Origin of the sequence: Macrococcoides bohemicum (assembly GCF_003259675.1) — a bacterium.
GTDB classification, from domain to species: domain Bacteria; phylum Bacillota; class Bacilli; order Staphylococcales; family Staphylococcaceae; genus Macrococcoides; species Macrococcoides bohemicum.
Window position 1 is genome coordinate 694721 of sequence record NZ_PZJG01000001.1, and the last position, 15625, is coordinate 710345.

General features: G+C 32.7%; 19 protein-coding genes and 1 pseudogene. 6 read left to right on the plus strand and 14 right to left on the minus strand.

The window, feature by feature from the left end; translation table 11 throughout:
- Positions 1-102 precede the first annotated feature (102 nt).
- The 3 genes from tkt to BHX94_RS04375 all read right to left on the minus strand — a co-directional run bounded on the left by tkt (position 103) and on the right by BHX94_RS04375 (position 2708).
- Positions 103-2085, minus strand: coding sequence for a transketolase (tkt, locus tag BHX94_RS04365; RefSeq protein WP_111745049.1), 1983 nt, complete (start codon positions 2083-2085; stop codon positions 103-105).
- A gap of 76 nt (positions 2086-2161) precedes the next feature.
- The gene (locus BHX94_RS04370) at positions 2162-2398 is read right to left on the minus strand and encodes a DUF896 domain-containing protein (protein ID WP_111745050.1); all 237 of its coding nucleotides are present in this window, start codon (positions 2396-2398) and stop codon (positions 2162-2164) included.
- Between the two features lie 88 nt (positions 2399-2486).
- Entirely contained in the window at positions 2487-2708 is a 222-nt protein-coding gene (locus tag BHX94_RS04375; protein WP_111745051.1) for a hypothetical protein, read from the minus strand.
- A gap of 145 nt (positions 2709-2853) precedes the next feature.
- Here BHX94_RS04375 and lexA point away from each other — a divergent pair, with 145 nt between their 5' ends.
- Together lexA and BHX94_RS04385 are read left to right on the plus strand one after the other, a co-directional pair.
- The gene (gene lexA, locus BHX94_RS04380) at positions 2854-3471 is read left to right on the plus strand and encodes a transcriptional repressor LexA (protein ID WP_096076603.1); all 618 of its coding nucleotides are present in this window, start codon (positions 2854-2856) and stop codon (positions 3469-3471) included.
- A gap of 407 nt (positions 3472-3878) precedes the next feature.
- A complete protein-coding gene (locus BHX94_RS04385) occupies positions 3879-4088 on the plus strand; it encodes a PspC domain-containing protein (protein ID WP_111745052.1) in 210 nt (69 codons plus the stop codon).
- A gap of 86 nt (positions 4089-4174) precedes the next feature.
- Here BHX94_RS04385 and BHX94_RS12810 read toward each other — a convergent pair whose 3' ends face one another.
- Positions 4175-4330 carry a hypothetical protein gene (locus BHX94_RS12810; RefSeq protein ID WP_170120756.1) on the minus strand — a complete coding sequence of 52 codons (156 nt, stop codon included), beginning with the start codon at positions 4328-4330 and terminating at the stop codon, positions 4175-4177.
- Positions 4331-4482: 152 nt separating this feature from the next.
- Here BHX94_RS12810 and BHX94_RS04390 point away from each other — a divergent pair, with 152 nt between their 5' ends.
- Positions 4483-5259 (plus strand): metal-binding protein ZinT, encoded by a 777-nt coding sequence (locus BHX94_RS04390; RefSeq protein WP_111745053.1) that lies wholly within the window; start codon positions 4483-4485, stop codon positions 5257-5259.
- A gap of 42 nt (positions 5260-5301) precedes the next feature.
- On the opposite strand, the gene BHX94_RS04395 is transcribed toward BHX94_RS04390, so the two are convergent.
- The 7 genes from BHX94_RS04395 to BHX94_RS04425 all read right to left on the minus strand — a co-directional run bounded on the left by BHX94_RS04395 (position 5302) and on the right by BHX94_RS04425 (position 10172).
- Complete coding sequence (locus tag BHX94_RS04395) at positions 5302-5553, minus strand: hypothetical protein (protein ID WP_111745054.1); 252 nt, start codon at positions 5551-5553, stop codon at positions 5302-5304.
- A 20-nt stretch (positions 5554-5573) separates the two neighbouring features.
- Positions 5574-5954, minus strand: a complete 381-nt coding sequence (locus tag BHX94_RS04400; RefSeq protein ID WP_111745055.1) for a VOC family protein — start codon at positions 5952-5954, stop codon at positions 5574-5576.
- 20 nt (positions 5955-5974) lie between these two features.
- Complete coding sequence (locus BHX94_RS04405; RefSeq protein ID WP_096076608.1) at positions 5975-6391, minus strand: hypothetical protein; 417 nt, start codon at positions 6389-6391, stop codon at positions 5975-5977.
- Between the two features lie 31 nt (positions 6392-6422).
- Complete coding sequence (locus tag BHX94_RS04410) at positions 6423-7340, minus strand: CAP domain-containing protein (RefSeq protein WP_170120757.1); 918 nt, start codon at positions 7338-7340, stop codon at positions 6423-6425.
- Positions 7341-7516: 176 nt separating this feature from the next.
- A complete protein-coding gene (gene guaC, locus BHX94_RS04415; protein WP_111745057.1) occupies positions 7517-8500 on the minus strand; it encodes a GMP reductase in 984 nt (327 codons plus the stop codon).
- 186 nt (positions 8501-8686) lie between these two features.
- Positions 8687-8956 carry a 30S ribosomal protein S14 gene (rpsN, locus tag BHX94_RS04420; protein ID WP_111745058.1) on the minus strand — a complete coding sequence of 90 codons (270 nt, stop codon included), beginning with the start codon at positions 8954-8956 and terminating at the stop codon, positions 8687-8689.
- Between the two features lie 271 nt (positions 8957-9227).
- Complete coding sequence (locus BHX94_RS04425; RefSeq protein ID WP_111745059.1) at positions 9228-10172, minus strand: metal ABC transporter solute-binding protein, Zn/Mn family; 945 nt, start codon at positions 10170-10172, stop codon at positions 9228-9230.
- 93 nt (positions 10173-10265) lie between these two features.
- Here BHX94_RS04425 and BHX94_RS04430 point away from each other — a divergent pair, with 93 nt between their 5' ends.
- Both BHX94_RS04430 and rpmG read left to right on the plus strand, forming a co-directional pair.
- On the plus strand, positions 10266-10589 hold the full coding sequence (locus BHX94_RS04430; RefSeq protein WP_111745060.1) for a GTP-binding protein: 324 nt from the start codon (positions 10266-10268) through the stop codon (positions 10587-10589).
- A gap of 21 nt (positions 10590-10610) precedes the next feature.
- Positions 10611-10715: pseudogene (rpmG, locus tag BHX94_RS04435) on the plus strand (50S ribosomal protein L33); the annotation flags it as partial.
- Positions 10716-10779: 64 nt separating this feature from the next.
- Here rpmG and fosY read toward each other — a convergent pair.
- Complete coding sequence (gene fosY, locus BHX94_RS04440; RefSeq protein ID WP_111745062.1) at positions 10780-11202, minus strand: fosfomycin resistance bacillithiol transferase FosY; 423 nt, start codon at positions 11200-11202, stop codon at positions 10780-10782.
- Between the two features lie 256 nt (positions 11203-11458).
- Between fosY and BHX94_RS04445 the strand changes: the two genes are divergently transcribed.
- Entirely contained in the window at positions 11459-12040 is a 582-nt protein-coding gene (locus BHX94_RS04445) for a recombinase family protein (RefSeq protein ID WP_101033636.1), read from the plus strand.
- A gap of 958 nt (positions 12041-12998) precedes the next feature.
- Here the strand turns inward: BHX94_RS04445 and BHX94_RS04455 are convergent.
- Positions 12999-13661: a CadD family cadmium resistance transporter gene (locus BHX94_RS04455; protein ID WP_111745064.1), complete on the minus strand. Its 663-nt coding sequence runs from the start codon at positions 13659-13661 to the stop codon at positions 12999-13001.
- Positions 13662-13888: 227 nt separating this feature from the next.
- Positions 13889-15310, minus strand: a complete 1422-nt coding sequence (gene lpdA, locus BHX94_RS04460) for a dihydrolipoyl dehydrogenase (RefSeq protein ID WP_170120758.1) — start codon at positions 15308-15310, stop codon at positions 13889-13891.
- Between the last annotated feature and the right edge of the window lie 315 nt (positions 15311-15625).

The window sequence follows — 15625 nt, forward strand, 5'->3', positions numbered from 1 at the left end:
CTTTTAAAAGTTTACTAGATTAAAGTCTATTTTTCAATAGTTATTTATAATGAATAAAGAAGACTGAACTGCTTCAGCCTTCTTTATCTTCTAATCTTTATATTATAAGTCTAGAATTTCTCTAACAACGTTATCTACTGTAAATCCGTATTTCTCCATTACGAGTTCTCCTGGAGCACTTGCACCAAATTTATCTATACCAATTACTTTACCATCTAACCCAACATATTTATACCATGCAGCAGTGGCACCCATTTCAATTGCAACACGTTTCGTTAAATGTCTTGGCATTACTTCTTCTTTATAGTTATCATCCTGCAGATCAAATACACGTGTATTCGGTACTGAAACAACTTGTACACCTTTACCTTGTAGTTCTAGTGCTTTTGCTGCTTCAACAGCAAGTCCAACTTCTGAACCTGTCGCAATCAGTAAATATTCAGGTCTCTCTGATTGATAAACAACATAAGCACCTTTACGAACACCTTCTTCTAATACATCTTCAGATACATCTGTAACGGCTAGGTTCTGACGTGTTAATACTAACGCTGTAGGTACATCTTTTGATTCCAATGCAATCTTCCATGCGATGCGTGATTCATTACCATCTGCAGGGCGAATCACATTTAAGTTAGGTATTGCTCGTAGTCCAGCTAATTGTTCAATTGGTTCATGTGTAGGACCATCTTCACCAACTGCAATGGAATCATGTGTAAATACATATGTTACAGGCAATCCCATTAATGCTGATAATCTAATAGCTGGTTTTAAATAGTCACTAAAGACGAAGAATGTCGCGCCGTATACTTTTAATCCACCGTGAGTAGCCATTCCGTTTAAAGCAGCACCCATTGCAAATTCTCTAACACCGAACCAAATATTTTTACCTTCTGGAGATTCTGCTGAGAAATCTGCTGTATCCTTAACATTCGATTTATTTGATGATGCTAAGTCTGCAGACCCACCAAAAAATGATGGTACTGTTTTAGCGATTGCTTGAATCATATCACCAGAAGTACTTCTTGTAGCAGCAGATTTACCTATTTCATATTTTGGCAATTCTGTATCATAACCTTCTGGAAGTTCACCTTTAATCGCTAACTCTAATTGAGCTGCAAGTTCTGGTTGCTTTTCTTTATATTCAGCAAATTTTTTATTCCATGCATCCTCAGCTTCATTTGCACGTTTTAACATCGTTTCATTAAAGATGTCATATACAAATTGTGGTACTTCAAATTTTAAGTTTGCATCTAATCCATATGTTTCAAATGCTAAAATTCTCTCTTCATTACCAAGTGGCGCACCATGCACACCATTTGTTCCCTGACGGTTTGGTGAACCATATCCGATGATTGTCTTAACTTCAATAATTGAAGGTTTGTCTGAAGATTTTGCTTGTGTAATAGCTTTATCAATCGCTTCACAGTCATTACCGTCTTCAACTAAGATATGCTCCCAGCCATAAGCTTCAAAGCGACCTTTTACATCTTCAGAAAATGCTTTGTCAAGATCTCCATCTAAAGAAATGTCATTTGAATCGTATAAAGCAATCAGTTTATTTAATTTAAGATGACCTGCTAAACTGGCAGCTTCATGCGAAATACCTTCCATTAAATCTCCATCTGAAACTAATGCATACGTATAATGATCCACGATGTCAATATCTTTGTTATACGTAGCAGCTAAATGCTTCTCTGCCATCGCAAAACCAACACTCATCGCAAAACCTTGTCCTAATGGTCCAGTTGTAATTTCCACACCTTCAGTATGACGGAATTCCGGATGACCTGGTGTTTTAGAATCCCATTGTCTAAAGTTTTTCAGTTCCTCTAGTGCTAATCCACCTGAAACATGCAATAAAGAATATAGTAAGGCAGAGCCATGACCAGCAGAAAGTATAAATCTATCTCTATTAAAGAAATGCGTTGCGCTTGGATTAAAGTTCAGATGACGCGTCCATAATGTATAAGCAAATGGAGCAGCCCCCATCGGTAAACCAGGGTGACCAGAATTAGCAGCCTCAATCTGATCGATACTTAATGCTCTAATCGTGTCAATTGCAAGTTGATCTTCTTTTGAAAACATATTTATTTCTCCTTTATTATGTATTTTATATTATTTAATATACTGCTTAATTATTGTTAACTCAATTTCTTGATTTTTAATCTCTTAAATTATTGTTTCTTTGAATTACTTTCACTTTCTCAGGCGTAACATCGTTGCCTTCAGGATCGATTACCTTTGCGTTCTCTATCGTTTTCTGGAAGCTATTTCGAAAAGTCTGAAGATATTCTTTACGTAATAACGTTTGCTCTCTGCCTTCTTCTTCAGTTAAACCTTCATTCTTCTTTTTTCGTGCCAATTTATTTATTCTATTCATTTTTTCTTGTTCTAACATATCCTCATTCCTTTCCATTTAAAGATACCAAAAAAAGCGCGTGAAACCAACTGGTCACACTCGCTTAAGTAAAAAATTATATGTACATTTAATTTACAACACCTAAAACCTCTCCATTTTGCACTGGATCATGTATCGTTTGTTCTGTATCATTACGAACATCTTTTTGTTCGCTTATTTGTTCTGTAATACCTGGTGAAGTCTGTTCATAAATATAATGAGATTGCGTCATATATAAAAGGCCGAAGACTGTAATTACAATAAATAATAGTAAATACATCATAAATTCCTTTGAAATAGTAACTGTCATAGTTAATTCCTCCTAGAACATTTGTTTGTATTTATACAATAACAGAACGTTTGTTCTATGTCAATAAAAACACGAACAAATGTTTGTTACATGCGAACGTATATGCTATAATACAAATAACACCAATGCTAAGGAGTGTTTATAAATGAGAGAACTAACTAAAAGGCAAGAAGAAATATATGAATATTTGAAACATGTTGTATCAACTAAAGGATATCCACCTAGTGTTCGAGAGATTGGAGAAGCGGTAGGTTTGGCTTCATCTTCAACAGTTCATGGACATCTTTCTCGATTAGAAGAAAAAGGATATATTAAAAGAGACCCAACTAAGCCACGAGCGATAGAAATTGTACAGGATGAAACGCCTGCTGATTATTCAGAAACAATTCATGTTCCGGTTATCGGTAAAGTAACTGCAGGTGTTCCTATTACTGCGATAGAGAACGTGGAAGAATATTTTCCCTTACCTGCTCACTTTACAAGTAGTCATAATAGTGACATCTTTATTTTAGATGTTGTAGGTGAAAGTATGATAGAAGCCGGCATATATGATAAAGATAAAGTGATTGTTAGAAGACAGTCTATTGCAGAGAACGGCGATATTATTGTGGCTATGACTGAAGAAGACGAAGCAACTGTTAAAAGATTCTATAAAGAAAATAATCGTTATCGATTACAACCAGAAAATAGTTCTATGGATCCAATCTATTTAGATTCTGTAACTGTTTTAGGAAAAGTAGTTGGATTGTTTAGAGAATTTTAAAAAACTAAGAGCGAATGACTATAGTCATTCGCTCTTAGTTTTGTTTATATTTGTTAAAACATTTGAATAATGATTTTCTATTAAGATTACTTACGTCCAATGATTTCTTTTACTTGTTCTAATATGTCTTTATGTTCTTTTGCTTTTGTTTCCATCGTACTATCCCCTTATCTCATTCTTATAATGAATATTCATTACAAAAGGTTTACTTAGAAAATATACCCAAAATGAAAAGAATCAAACATCGATGTATTGCTTTTTTATACAGGAAGTAACAATTTGTATATACTTATCTACTAATATTTCACAACAAATATTAAAAATATACAAATATATCACTTTTTCGCTTCAGAAAATTTTATAACTTTCCTCATGCTTGATATAATAAAAGTAAGGAGGCGAATGACATGCAAAGAAAATTAGCACGTTCTACAACTGATAGATACTTAGCTGGCGTTTTAGGTGGTTTTGCTGAATATTTAAACATGGATTCAACACTACTCCGTGTTATCTTTATTCTTGTTTCATTCTTAACTGTGCATATCCCAACATTTACAATCTATCTTATTCTTGCACTATTTATGCCAAAAGACGTTGATGTTATTGATCGTTACTGATTAAATATTTATTAAATTAAACAAAGCTTAAGACAATGTGTATATTCACATGTCTTAAGCTTTTATTTTTGTGTTCCTATTGATATTTACTTCCTCTTATTTAATATCGCCACAGCCCCAAATCCTAATACGAGTAATAATATTGTTAACTTATCATCAATAATCATTAGGCCATAACGACATATGAATAAAATGAAAGCATAAATAAACAAAACGAGTATCTTGATGTAATAATTAGACATTTCAACCCTTCTTTACTATATTATATGTTGTTCATCATACCATCTTTTCATAATTTAATTAACTTTTTGTTTAAATAGTAATAATTCCTATTTACAATTATATTGCTTTGCTTTAGTATTGAATCGTAATGATTACGAAAAGGAGAAATATTATGAAGCTAAGTATGTTAAAAGGTTTAGGAATCTTATCATTAGGCGTATTATTAGTAGGTTGTCAGGATGCTAACACTGAAAATGATAAAGAGCAAGAACATAAAACTGAGACAACTTCTAACTTAACGAATGAGAAAACGACTTCAAAAGAGCATGCACATGATCATGAAAAAGAACAAAGCGAACATGCTCATGATCACGGTCATTCACATGGTGGTCACGAAATGACGAAAGAAGAAGAGAATATTTATAAGGGTATATTTAAGGATGAGCAAGTAAAAGATCGTCCATTAACAGATTGGGAAGGTGATTGGCAATCCGTATACCCTTATTTAAAAGATGGTACTTTAGATGAAGTTTTCGAACATAAAGCAGAAGAGGATGATTCAAAATCAGCTAAGGAATATAAAGCATATTATACAACAGGCTATAAGACTGATGTAACACGAATTAACATCGGTGAAAAAGCTATATCATTTTACAAAGGAAAAGAAAAATCGACTGCGGAATACACATACGATGGTAAAGAAATTTTAAACTATGAAGCAGGCAACCGCGGTGTACGGTTTATCTTTGAAAAAGTGAGCGGTGATGATGCTGCACCACAATTTATACAATTTAGCGACCACATTATCGCACCTGAAAAAGCATTACACTATCATATATATATGGGTAATAATCGTGCACAGTTACTAAAAGAAATGGAAAATTGGCCAACATATTATCCAAGTGATTTAAAAGGCGAAGAAGTAAAAGAAGAAATGTTAGCTCATTAGTAAAAACCAGAAACTTATCATTTTATGATAAGTTCCTGGTTTTTAATTTGCTATCCAGAAGTTGAATGTATGCATTGAAATAATTAATATCACAATTACGACATTTAATCCAACAAATAACTTTCTATGTTTTACATTACCAAATAAAGCACTCATATATAATCCAAGTAAGGTTGTAACATACAAAAGCATCTGTACGTATAAATTTAACTGACCTCTTCCATGAATAAATGGTATAAATATCAATAAAAGTGAACTCATTAATAATAATAATATTACGATAAAACGATACATAATAATTCCTACCTTTATTTCTACATTACGATAACATTGAATAAATGATCATCTAAATCTGCAAACATTATGCCATAATAACCATTTTTCTTACCTGGAGGACTTAATACTTTCCCTCCATTTTGTGCTATTAAATTTGCTAATTCATCAACTGCTTCAATACTCTCCATATCAAAAGAAATGATCGTTTCGGGATAATCAGAGCTTCTTCTACTTTCACGTCCCATAAAACCTTCCAGTATATCTTTTCTAAATAAACAAATTACTTGCTTTCCAACCATTATTCCAGCTAATGTATCATCATTAGAACGTTCTTCATTAATCTCAAAACCAATATTTCTAAAAAATTCAGTTGATTCTTTTACATTTGCAACAGGTAAATTAATCCAGTATGATTTCATTTATTCTCCCTTTGCGCTTATTATTTATGTAAATTAATTAGTGGCACACTTGATTTTATCACTTGATTTGAAACAATTAAATGTTTTAACTCTTCTGCGATATCAAGTTGATCTAAATAGTCAAAGTCTAACCAGGCATATGGTGCGCGAACTTTAAATTCTTGTTTATTTTTAGCATTAAATACAAACGCTGTATCATTAGCCATCGTTTTCGAGAACCATGTCTTAAATTCTTTTTTCTCTTCAACGACAAACAATATCCCTCCAACTTTAATATCGTGGTTTAATTTACGTGCAAATTGTTCTGCAGTGCCCTTAATTGTTGATTGTCCGGATTTTACCACACTTGGTAATTTCATTTGTTTATTTCCGAAATCCTGTACTAATATTTTGTCTTCAGTTGTTATCAATAATGAAGCAGATATTTTTTCTTTCATTTGAAACTCCTTTTTAAAATTAATTATGTTCTTACTTATATTGCGTAATATAGTTTTCTACATAGAATGGTTGATTATTGTCGTTGAATGCTACTCCTACGCCTAAATTCATATAATCCTGTTTCAGAATATTTTTTCTATGACCTATACTATTCATCAATCCATGATGCGCTTCAATGGGTGAAACTTGACCGTATGCTATATTTTCACCAGCTACGCTATAATTTAAATTTGCCTTTTTAATACGGTCAAATGGTGTTTCATTCTGCTTATTTGTATGACTGAAATAATGATGTTCAGCCATATCTTTAGCATGTGTATTAGCAACTTTAGCAATTTCAGGAAACACATTAAGTATTTGCTTACCAAACATTTTTCTTGTCGAATTTGTTAACTCAAAGTGTAACCTCGCATAATCCTTTTCTAAATTGTCATTTGGATAAGCATAATAATTTTTCTTTAACTGATCAATTGACTTATTAATAATTTTTATTCCACTTACTGTATTATTACGATACTTATCATAATAAATTGTAACAAAGTACTGTCCATCCTGATAAATCGCACTTTCTTTATTGTCTAAAGCAAGTTGATAATCTTTACCTTGAAAAACTTCCAACGGCTGACCTAGTTTTTTCTCAACATTTTCGCGTGTCAAACCGTACTTTAAACCTTTATCAGTTACTACCATATTCTGATTGGAATAGACACCACTCACCTTACCATTTAAATACATAACCAACATAAAGTCATCATAATCTCTATGATAGACCGTCCAGTACTGTTGATATTCATTTAACAATTGCTCATGCGGCTCACCTAAAATACGGTTAACTTGTGATTGGGTCATCCCCATTTTAATTTTGCCGACATTCATATTTTTTGCTTTTTCCGGTTTCTCTGTAAGTAAATGATTATCTTTAATCAATGCACGTAATTCAGACTTCATATTCATAATGATTTTATCAGGTAATTGAAGAAAGCTAAGCGGAAATAAAAGTATAAATAAAATTACTAGGCAAAATGACAATATTTGCTTCATGTAACACCTCTAAAAATTAAAAACATACACAGCGTGTATGTTTCTAATTATATCAAATTTAATTCTTTTTCTGTACGAATTGCTTAATAATCTGTATCTCCATTAAATATAGAGTTTCTCACAATAACATAATCTACCGTTGTTATTGCTTTAAGGTCTTTTCCACCTGCGTATGAAATGGATGATTGTAAATCCTGTTCCATTTCTATGAGTTTCTCTTTTAAGGAACCTTTATGTTCAACGAATAGCTTTTTACCTTCGACATTTTTACGAATGCCCTTTTGAAATTCTGATGCACTACCAAAATATTCTTTATAGTGTTTACCATCTTTTTCAATCGTTTCACCTGGTGATTCTTCATGCGCCGCAAGTAATGACCCAATCATCACCATAGAAGCACCAAAACGAATCGATTTAGCGATGTCGCCATGTGTACGAATGCCACCATCGGCAATTAATGGTTTACGCGCAGCTTTTGAACATAATCTTAATGCTGCAAGTTGCCATCCACCTGTTCCGAAGCCAGTTTTTATCTTTGTAATGCACACACGACCTGGTCCAATACCAACTTTAGTAGCATCTGCACCTGCATTTTCAAGTTCCCGAACTGCTTCTGGTGTACCAACGTTACCTGCAATTAAGAAAGTTTCCGGAATCAATCTTTTAATATGATGAATCATTTCAATCACCTGATCAGAATGACCATGTGCAATATCAATTGTGATATATTCAGGTACAATATTTTCATTGGCCAGTGTTTTAATAAAATCATATTCAGATGATTTTACACCTACAGAAATCGATGCATATAAACCTTTTTCGTGCATATTTTTGATAAATGGTAATCTTGCTGCTTCATCAAATCGATGCATAATATAAAAATAGCCATTTTGTGCAAACTTCTCAGCAAGTTCTTCATTGATAACTGTCTGCATATTTGCCGGTACAACTGGAATTCGAAAACGTAATGGACCAAACTGAATTGATGTATCGCATTCAGAACGACTTTTTACGATACATTTATTAGGTATAAGTTGAATATCTTCATAATCAAATACATCCTGCATAGATAAAACCTCTAATCATTTGTTATATTTTGTGAATAATATAGAATTTTTCATTAATAAAATTTTTTTGTTGTCATTTATCCAATAGAAACTTTACTACTGTTTAGAATAAAAGTAAAGATATATATAATGAAAAGACGAATGAATTAAATTAACTCATACGTCTTTCTTCTTATTTTATATTAATTACCAGCTCGCTTTTTTCACGCCTGGAATTTGTCCTTTATGCGCTAGTTCTCGAAAAGCTATTCTAGATAATCCGAATTTACGATAAACACTTCTCGGTCTTCCAGTTACTTGGCAACGTGTAGTAAGTCTAGAAGGTGCTGAGTCTCTTGGTAATTTTTGAAGACCTTCGTAATCTCCTGCTGCTTTTAATGCTTCTCTTTTCCCTCTGTAATGTTCTACTAATGCTTGTCTTTTAGCTTCTTTTGCAATTTTTGATTTTTTAGCCATAATTTCTCCTTTAGTTTATATTTTTCTGATTTGCTATCCATAAGGATCAACAAAACTTTCCCACGCTTCATCAATTTCATTCGTTTTTATTAAACATGCATCAAGTTCTGCTGTTATTTTTTCATGTTCTAAATCTATCCAAATTTACATCTCATCAATCGTAATTGTTACGATTAATGAGATAGCATACCATTTTATACAAGTAAAACAAAAATTTGAGTTCGCTTATTCCGAACTCAAATTTTTATCTCTGACATACATTATAATTCTTTTACTTATTGTTAAGTGCCTTATCTAGGGATTCAATATTTATTTTCATAAGATCCTGATACGTTACATCTTTTTTATCCTTATCTGTTAACACAGCCATATTGTGGAATGGAACAGCAGTAGCATTCGTTTTATCTTTAATAATATCAACAGTTTTTGTTGTAATATTTTGTTCATAAAGTATTACTGTTGCTTTTGATTTATTGATATTATTAATCATATTAATAATATCACTCTGAGAAGGTTCTTCATTATTCATACCTGAAACACCTTCTTGTTTAAAGCCATAACGTTTCGCAAGATAACCTATTGAATCATGTGAAATAAATACACTATCCCGCTTTTTAGTTTTTGTAATTGTTTTTAACTGTTTATCAATTTGATTGATATCTTGAACTAGTTTTTCATAGCTTTTAATGTATTCTTTTTCGTGCTGCTTATCTTTTTTGATTAACTCATCCTTAATCACTTTTGCAAATGATTTATTCATTTCTGGATCAAGCCAAACATGTGGGTCATGTGTGCCATGGTCATGCTCATGTTCATGTTCCGCTTCATGATCATGATCATGTTCTTCACTTGCTAATAAATCATGCTCATCAATATCTTTTGCAAGTTGAACTGTCTTATCCTTTTTGTTAACTACCTTAGCTATTTTAGCACTCACCTGGTCTAATTCATCACCTGAATAAAAGAAAAGATCGCTTTTAGCAATACGCATCGTATCTTTTTGTGTTGGTTCATATGTGTGTATATCGATACCATTTGGATAGATACTCGATACAGTGACATGATCACCACCAATTTGTTCTATCATATTTTTAAATGGAAAGACTGTAGTATAAACCTGTAGTTTATCGTCAGACTCTTTGTCACTACTTTTATTACCACATGCAGCCATCAATACTAATGTTGCAATTAATAATAATGAAAATAACTTCTTCATACGTTCATCTCCTATTTCGTAATCATTACGCTTTAACATTCTAAACCTTATTCTATAAGAAATCAATCACTAATTTTTTATTTTTTTATCCCTATGTCATTTCAGGCAGGAAATTCAATGCAAATTCAAGGTGCTGGTGAATGGATAGCAACTTATAATGAAACTGATATCCAGGCTGAAATGATGGAAGACCCTACTTTAAAAGCAAGATGGTATAGTGAATATGGTGACCGTCAAACTGAGTTAGTATTCATTGGTATTGAGATGAATATAACACAAATCATTCAGGATTTAGATGATTGTCTGTTAACTGATGATGAGATGAAACAAGATTGGTCAACATTTAATGATCCGCTTCCACAGTTCACAGTTGCTGAACCAGTTGAAGCAGATGTTATTTATAAAAATATTAAATAAAATTTAAAGGAGCGTATAAAAATGAGAGTAAATGTAACTTTAGCTTGTACAGAATGTGGAGATCGTAACTATATCACAAAGAAAAATAAAAGAAATAATCCTGAGCGTATTGAATTAATGATATACATGTGATTTTACTTGTTAAATAAGAAACTTTTTATATGATGAATGAGAATTACATATGCAGTTCTCATTCATCATAAAAGGTCATATGTGGTTTTGTTTCTTTATAATAATTTAATCTATCTTTAAGTGTTCCAGTATGCAATTCTAATTTATGTCCATGAGGATGAGTAAAGTAAATAGTCATTTTATCTCTTACATCTCTATTACGCCCCTCTAAAATGTTTACGTTATTTTCTTTTAATCTTTGATACCATTCGTAAAATTCATCTTCTTCAATACTAAATGCAATATGTGTATATGAAAACTGAATTTCATCTCTAGGAATATCTGTTTCTTCATTTAAAGCTATCCATAAGCCACCCACAATTAAATAAGCAGTTGTTTTTCCACTTACTAATAATTCTCCACGTAGTATATTTTTATAGAAATGTATTGAATCATTTAAGTTACTCACTGAAAAGCAAATATGATTAATTGATTTTAGCATGGTGTTGAGTCTCCTAACTTTAAATTGTTCTAACCAAAAATAGTATTACAAATACTTATACTAAGTTTAACAAAATTCTAATCGAATTATTATATTGTTCATAAACTCCTCTATTTATGAACACTCTTAAACTAATGCTATTTTTATTGAATTAAGTATCTCTATTGTGTTCATAAACTCATATTAAAATCTATGTTCAACAACAATATTAATTTTAAGATATGGTACAATGTTATTTGTATGGAGGGTTATAAAAATGAAAATTGGTTATGCGAGAGTTTCAACAGGATTACAAAATTTAGATTTACAAAAAGACAGTCTTGAAAGCTATGGATGTGAAAAAATATTTACAGATAAAGTTAGTGGTGCGAAGAGTAATCGCCCTGGATTAGAAAGTACAATTGAGTTTGCTCGATCAGGAGATGTTGTGGTCGTTTGGAGGTTAGATCGCCTTGGAAGGAATATGGAAGATCTAATTTCAATTGTTAATGCTTTAAATAATAGAGGGATTAGCTTCCATAGCATTCAAGAAAATATTACGATGGATAAGTCAAGTTCAACTGGCCAACTTTTATTTCACCTTTTCGCAGCATTTGCTGAATTTGAACGTAATTTAATCTTAGAACGATCTGCTGCAGGAAGAGTGGCTGCAAGAGCAAGAGGAAGATTAGGTGGACGTCCTGAAAAATTAAATGACAGCGATATAAAATTACTTAAAACATTAGTTGAAAATGGTACCCCTATCAAAACCATTGCTGAAAAATGGAATGTTTCTAGGACAACGGTTTATCGATACTTAGATAAAATAGAAAATAAAGATATTAAAAATGAGAGCTAGAAGTTTCTAGTTCTCATTTAATGTTCATATTGTATCTAATTCATTTAATAATTACACATATAAAATATTTGTATAATTAACAGTCGTTTGGTGCACTGGCACTCATTGCGAAAATAGCTCCGATAATCGGTCCATTGCACGGCGTCCATCCGGCACCAAAAGCCATACCTATTAAAGTTGAACCTAAACATGCATTTTTGGTTGGCTTTGAAAGATAATTTTTGTTAAAAATAAAAGTTCATTCTCACACCAATCTAAGTACAAACTTTAACTGTTAAGAAACTGTGCAGTTTCTTAAGTATTTAATGTGACATTTCATATCATTAAGAGATTTTATTGGAACTCGAGAATTAGACTAATAAAATTAGCAGTTATAAGAAGTTCTCTTTACTCTTCAAATAAAACAATATTAGTCTTTAACTCGCATCAGTCTTATGTCATTCAATGTTATTAGTAATCTTTCACCTATGCTAGGATGTATAGCAATACACAATACCACATTAACTGAGAATTTGATTATAATAATCAAATTCTCAGTTAATGTGGTATGCAAAAAAATCTATAAATATATTTTTAATAATGTATGTTTTGAGCAGATCCTAAATAGACATTATATATGTATTGATATGCTTAGCTTGTCACTTTAGGAGTTATTTTGCACCTATTTTAATCGTTATTTTGCATTACAAGTTAATAAGGTTAGAGTCAGGAGGTATATAGAAGTCCAATTTCTCAGTTCTAAAATTAAGAAATTGACTTCTATCGTGACTCCCAAAAGGCGGTCTTATATGTCAAACGAGCGCTGATTCTTATTAGAGGGGTACAGCCAACATTTCGGAAATTTTGTACGCTAAGCAAAATATAGATGAGCGTATCCATAGAATTATTTGTCAGAGGATAAATATTTACTCTAAATATCAAAGTCCTACTGTAAATCAGAGGTACTTTTGAGAAATTTTTAATTCACTAAACTCAAAATGACGCGGAAAGTTTCGTTCTCCACCATAATATATATTCCTAATCCTATAAACACAATTGGGATAATCCAGCGGCCGTATTTCTCAAGTGTTTCAGAAACATATCTGAACCTTGCTAGACGATAGCCAATTAAACACCAGACAGCAACCATTATAAAGAAAGTAACAACTGTAATTATCAGTTGGTTGTTATTTAAGGTAGAAAAGAATGGAACATAAATTCCAATATTGTCTCCGCCATTGGCGAATGTGATAAAGGCTACACTTAAATAGAACTTATTAAATTTGTTTAAGCTGGAAAGAATGTTACCTTCATCCTCATCTTCACCCTTTATAAAGAGTTTTACTCCTAGATATATCGGTATTAATCCTAGCAAACCTACCCACTGATCAGGAATGAGTGTTACTCCAAATGTTGCTAAAAGACTGATTAAAACTAAAAGTGCAAAACCAAGATATTGGCCAATGACTATATCTCTTGGATAAATACGGTTTCCTTTCGACTCCATGCTAACTATTCCACTGTTACCCGTTTTAGCTTGTGACCTTGCTTGAGAGAACAGTAACATCAAGACAAAAATATCATCGACATTGGTTACTATAAAAGAACCTAAAGCAGAGAGAATAGTTAAAATTAAATTCATTTATATCAACTCCTTCATCATTCATAAACAGCCAGAAAAACGATTGGATATATTTCATAATTTGTATTAACCCAGTTCATTAGAAATTCATGAATAGTGATTAATCCATACCATCAGGAATTTTATACAGTAATACATCTATCAATACAAAATGTGCATGAGTCTCCATCCATTAATAAAAATTCAACCTGCACTTATGAAAAAGTGCAGGTTGGTCTGCATTCACATTATTGCTTTTTATTCAACGTATGTATAGCATGTCCCATCACACCTTCTGCTGCTTCCATAAGTGGCTCTGGTAAGGTAGGATGAGCATGAATCGTAAGGCTAAGATCTTCCGCATTTGCCCCAACCTCAATCGCAAAAACAGCCTCTGCAATCAGAGAGGATACCTCTGGTCCAACCATCTGTACTCCTAACACTCTTTTCGTATTCTTTTCGGCTACAACTTGTACAAAGCCATCTGCATCCGAGACAGATAACGCCCTACCATTTGCTTGGAATGGAAAACGACTGGATACTGTTTCGTATCCTTTTTCCTTTGCTTCCTTCTCTGTTAAACCTGTATAGGCTACTTCAGGATCGCTGAAGATAACAAAAGGCATCGCTTGAAAATCAATCACACTATTTTGACCACTGATCACTTCGGCTGCTATCTTTGCTTCATAACTAGCTTTATGAGCAAGGAGGTCACCACCAGCACAATCCCCTATTGCATAAACATGTTCAATGTTTGTTTGACATTTGTTATTTATCTTAATAAATCCTTGGTCGTCTAATACTACTCCGATATTTTCCAGACCAATTTTACCTGTGTTTGGTTTTCTCCCAATAGAAACTAAGCAATAATCACCTTGAATAATTTCTTCCTTTCCATCAACTTGAACATGGACGTTAACTTCATCGCCTGTATTTTCTCCACCTTGAACAAGGGCATCCGTTATAACAGTGATTCCAATTTCCTTTAAATGACGTTTTACTGTTTTTGTTAGGATAGGATCTGTCCCGGACAAAATTGTATCCGATCCCTCAAGGATGGTCACTTTTGCCCCAAACTTTGCATAAGCAGTACCTAACTCTAAACCGATATAACCACCACCTACCACAACTAAATGATTGGGTACTTCCTGTAGTTGCAATGCCTCCGTTGAAGAAATGATTCTTTTTTGATCAAATGGCATACTTTTTAACTCGACTGGCAAAGAACCTATTGCAAGAATTAAATCTTTGTAGGAAAAAATCTGTTCCTCGTCCTCTATTTTTATTTTTGCAATATGTGCTTCAGTGAGATAGGCTTCCCCACTGATGACCTCTACACCATTTCCTTTTAACAAGGTGCGAATCCCATCTGTTAGCTTGTTCACGATTCCGTCCTTCCACTTTACTACTTCTGGCATATCAACTTGAACCTCACCCGAAACCTTAAGCCCCATTGTATTGGCATGTTTAATGTGTTTGACTCGTTCAGATGCACTAATAAGAGCTTTTGAAGGGATACACCCTCGATTAAGGCAAACTCCTCCTAACTCCGCCTTATCAACCAGTACCACCTTTTTTCCTAACTGGGCAGCACGTATTGCCGCCACATAACCTCCAGACCCTGCTCCTATCACTAAAAGGTCTACATCTTTTTTCACTTCTCCAGTCATCCTAGATTCCTCCTTTGATAAGTAACTATAATTACTATTTGTACTCAAGAATATAGTTGTGTAATATGTATCTAACCTTTTTCTTATTTTCACCTATTTTTCTTCTCTTATTAGACAATTTATAAAAAATAATCTACATTTTGATTAAAAGGGCTTTCCATATGAAAAGCCCTTTTTACTCTTACTCTTTCACTCTCATCAGTCGCAAACTATTTAATGCTACCAAAATAGTGGCTCCCATATCGGAAAGAATCGCAATCCAAAGGGTTAGCCAGCCTGGAATAACCAATAGTAAGGCAATTATCTTAATTCCGA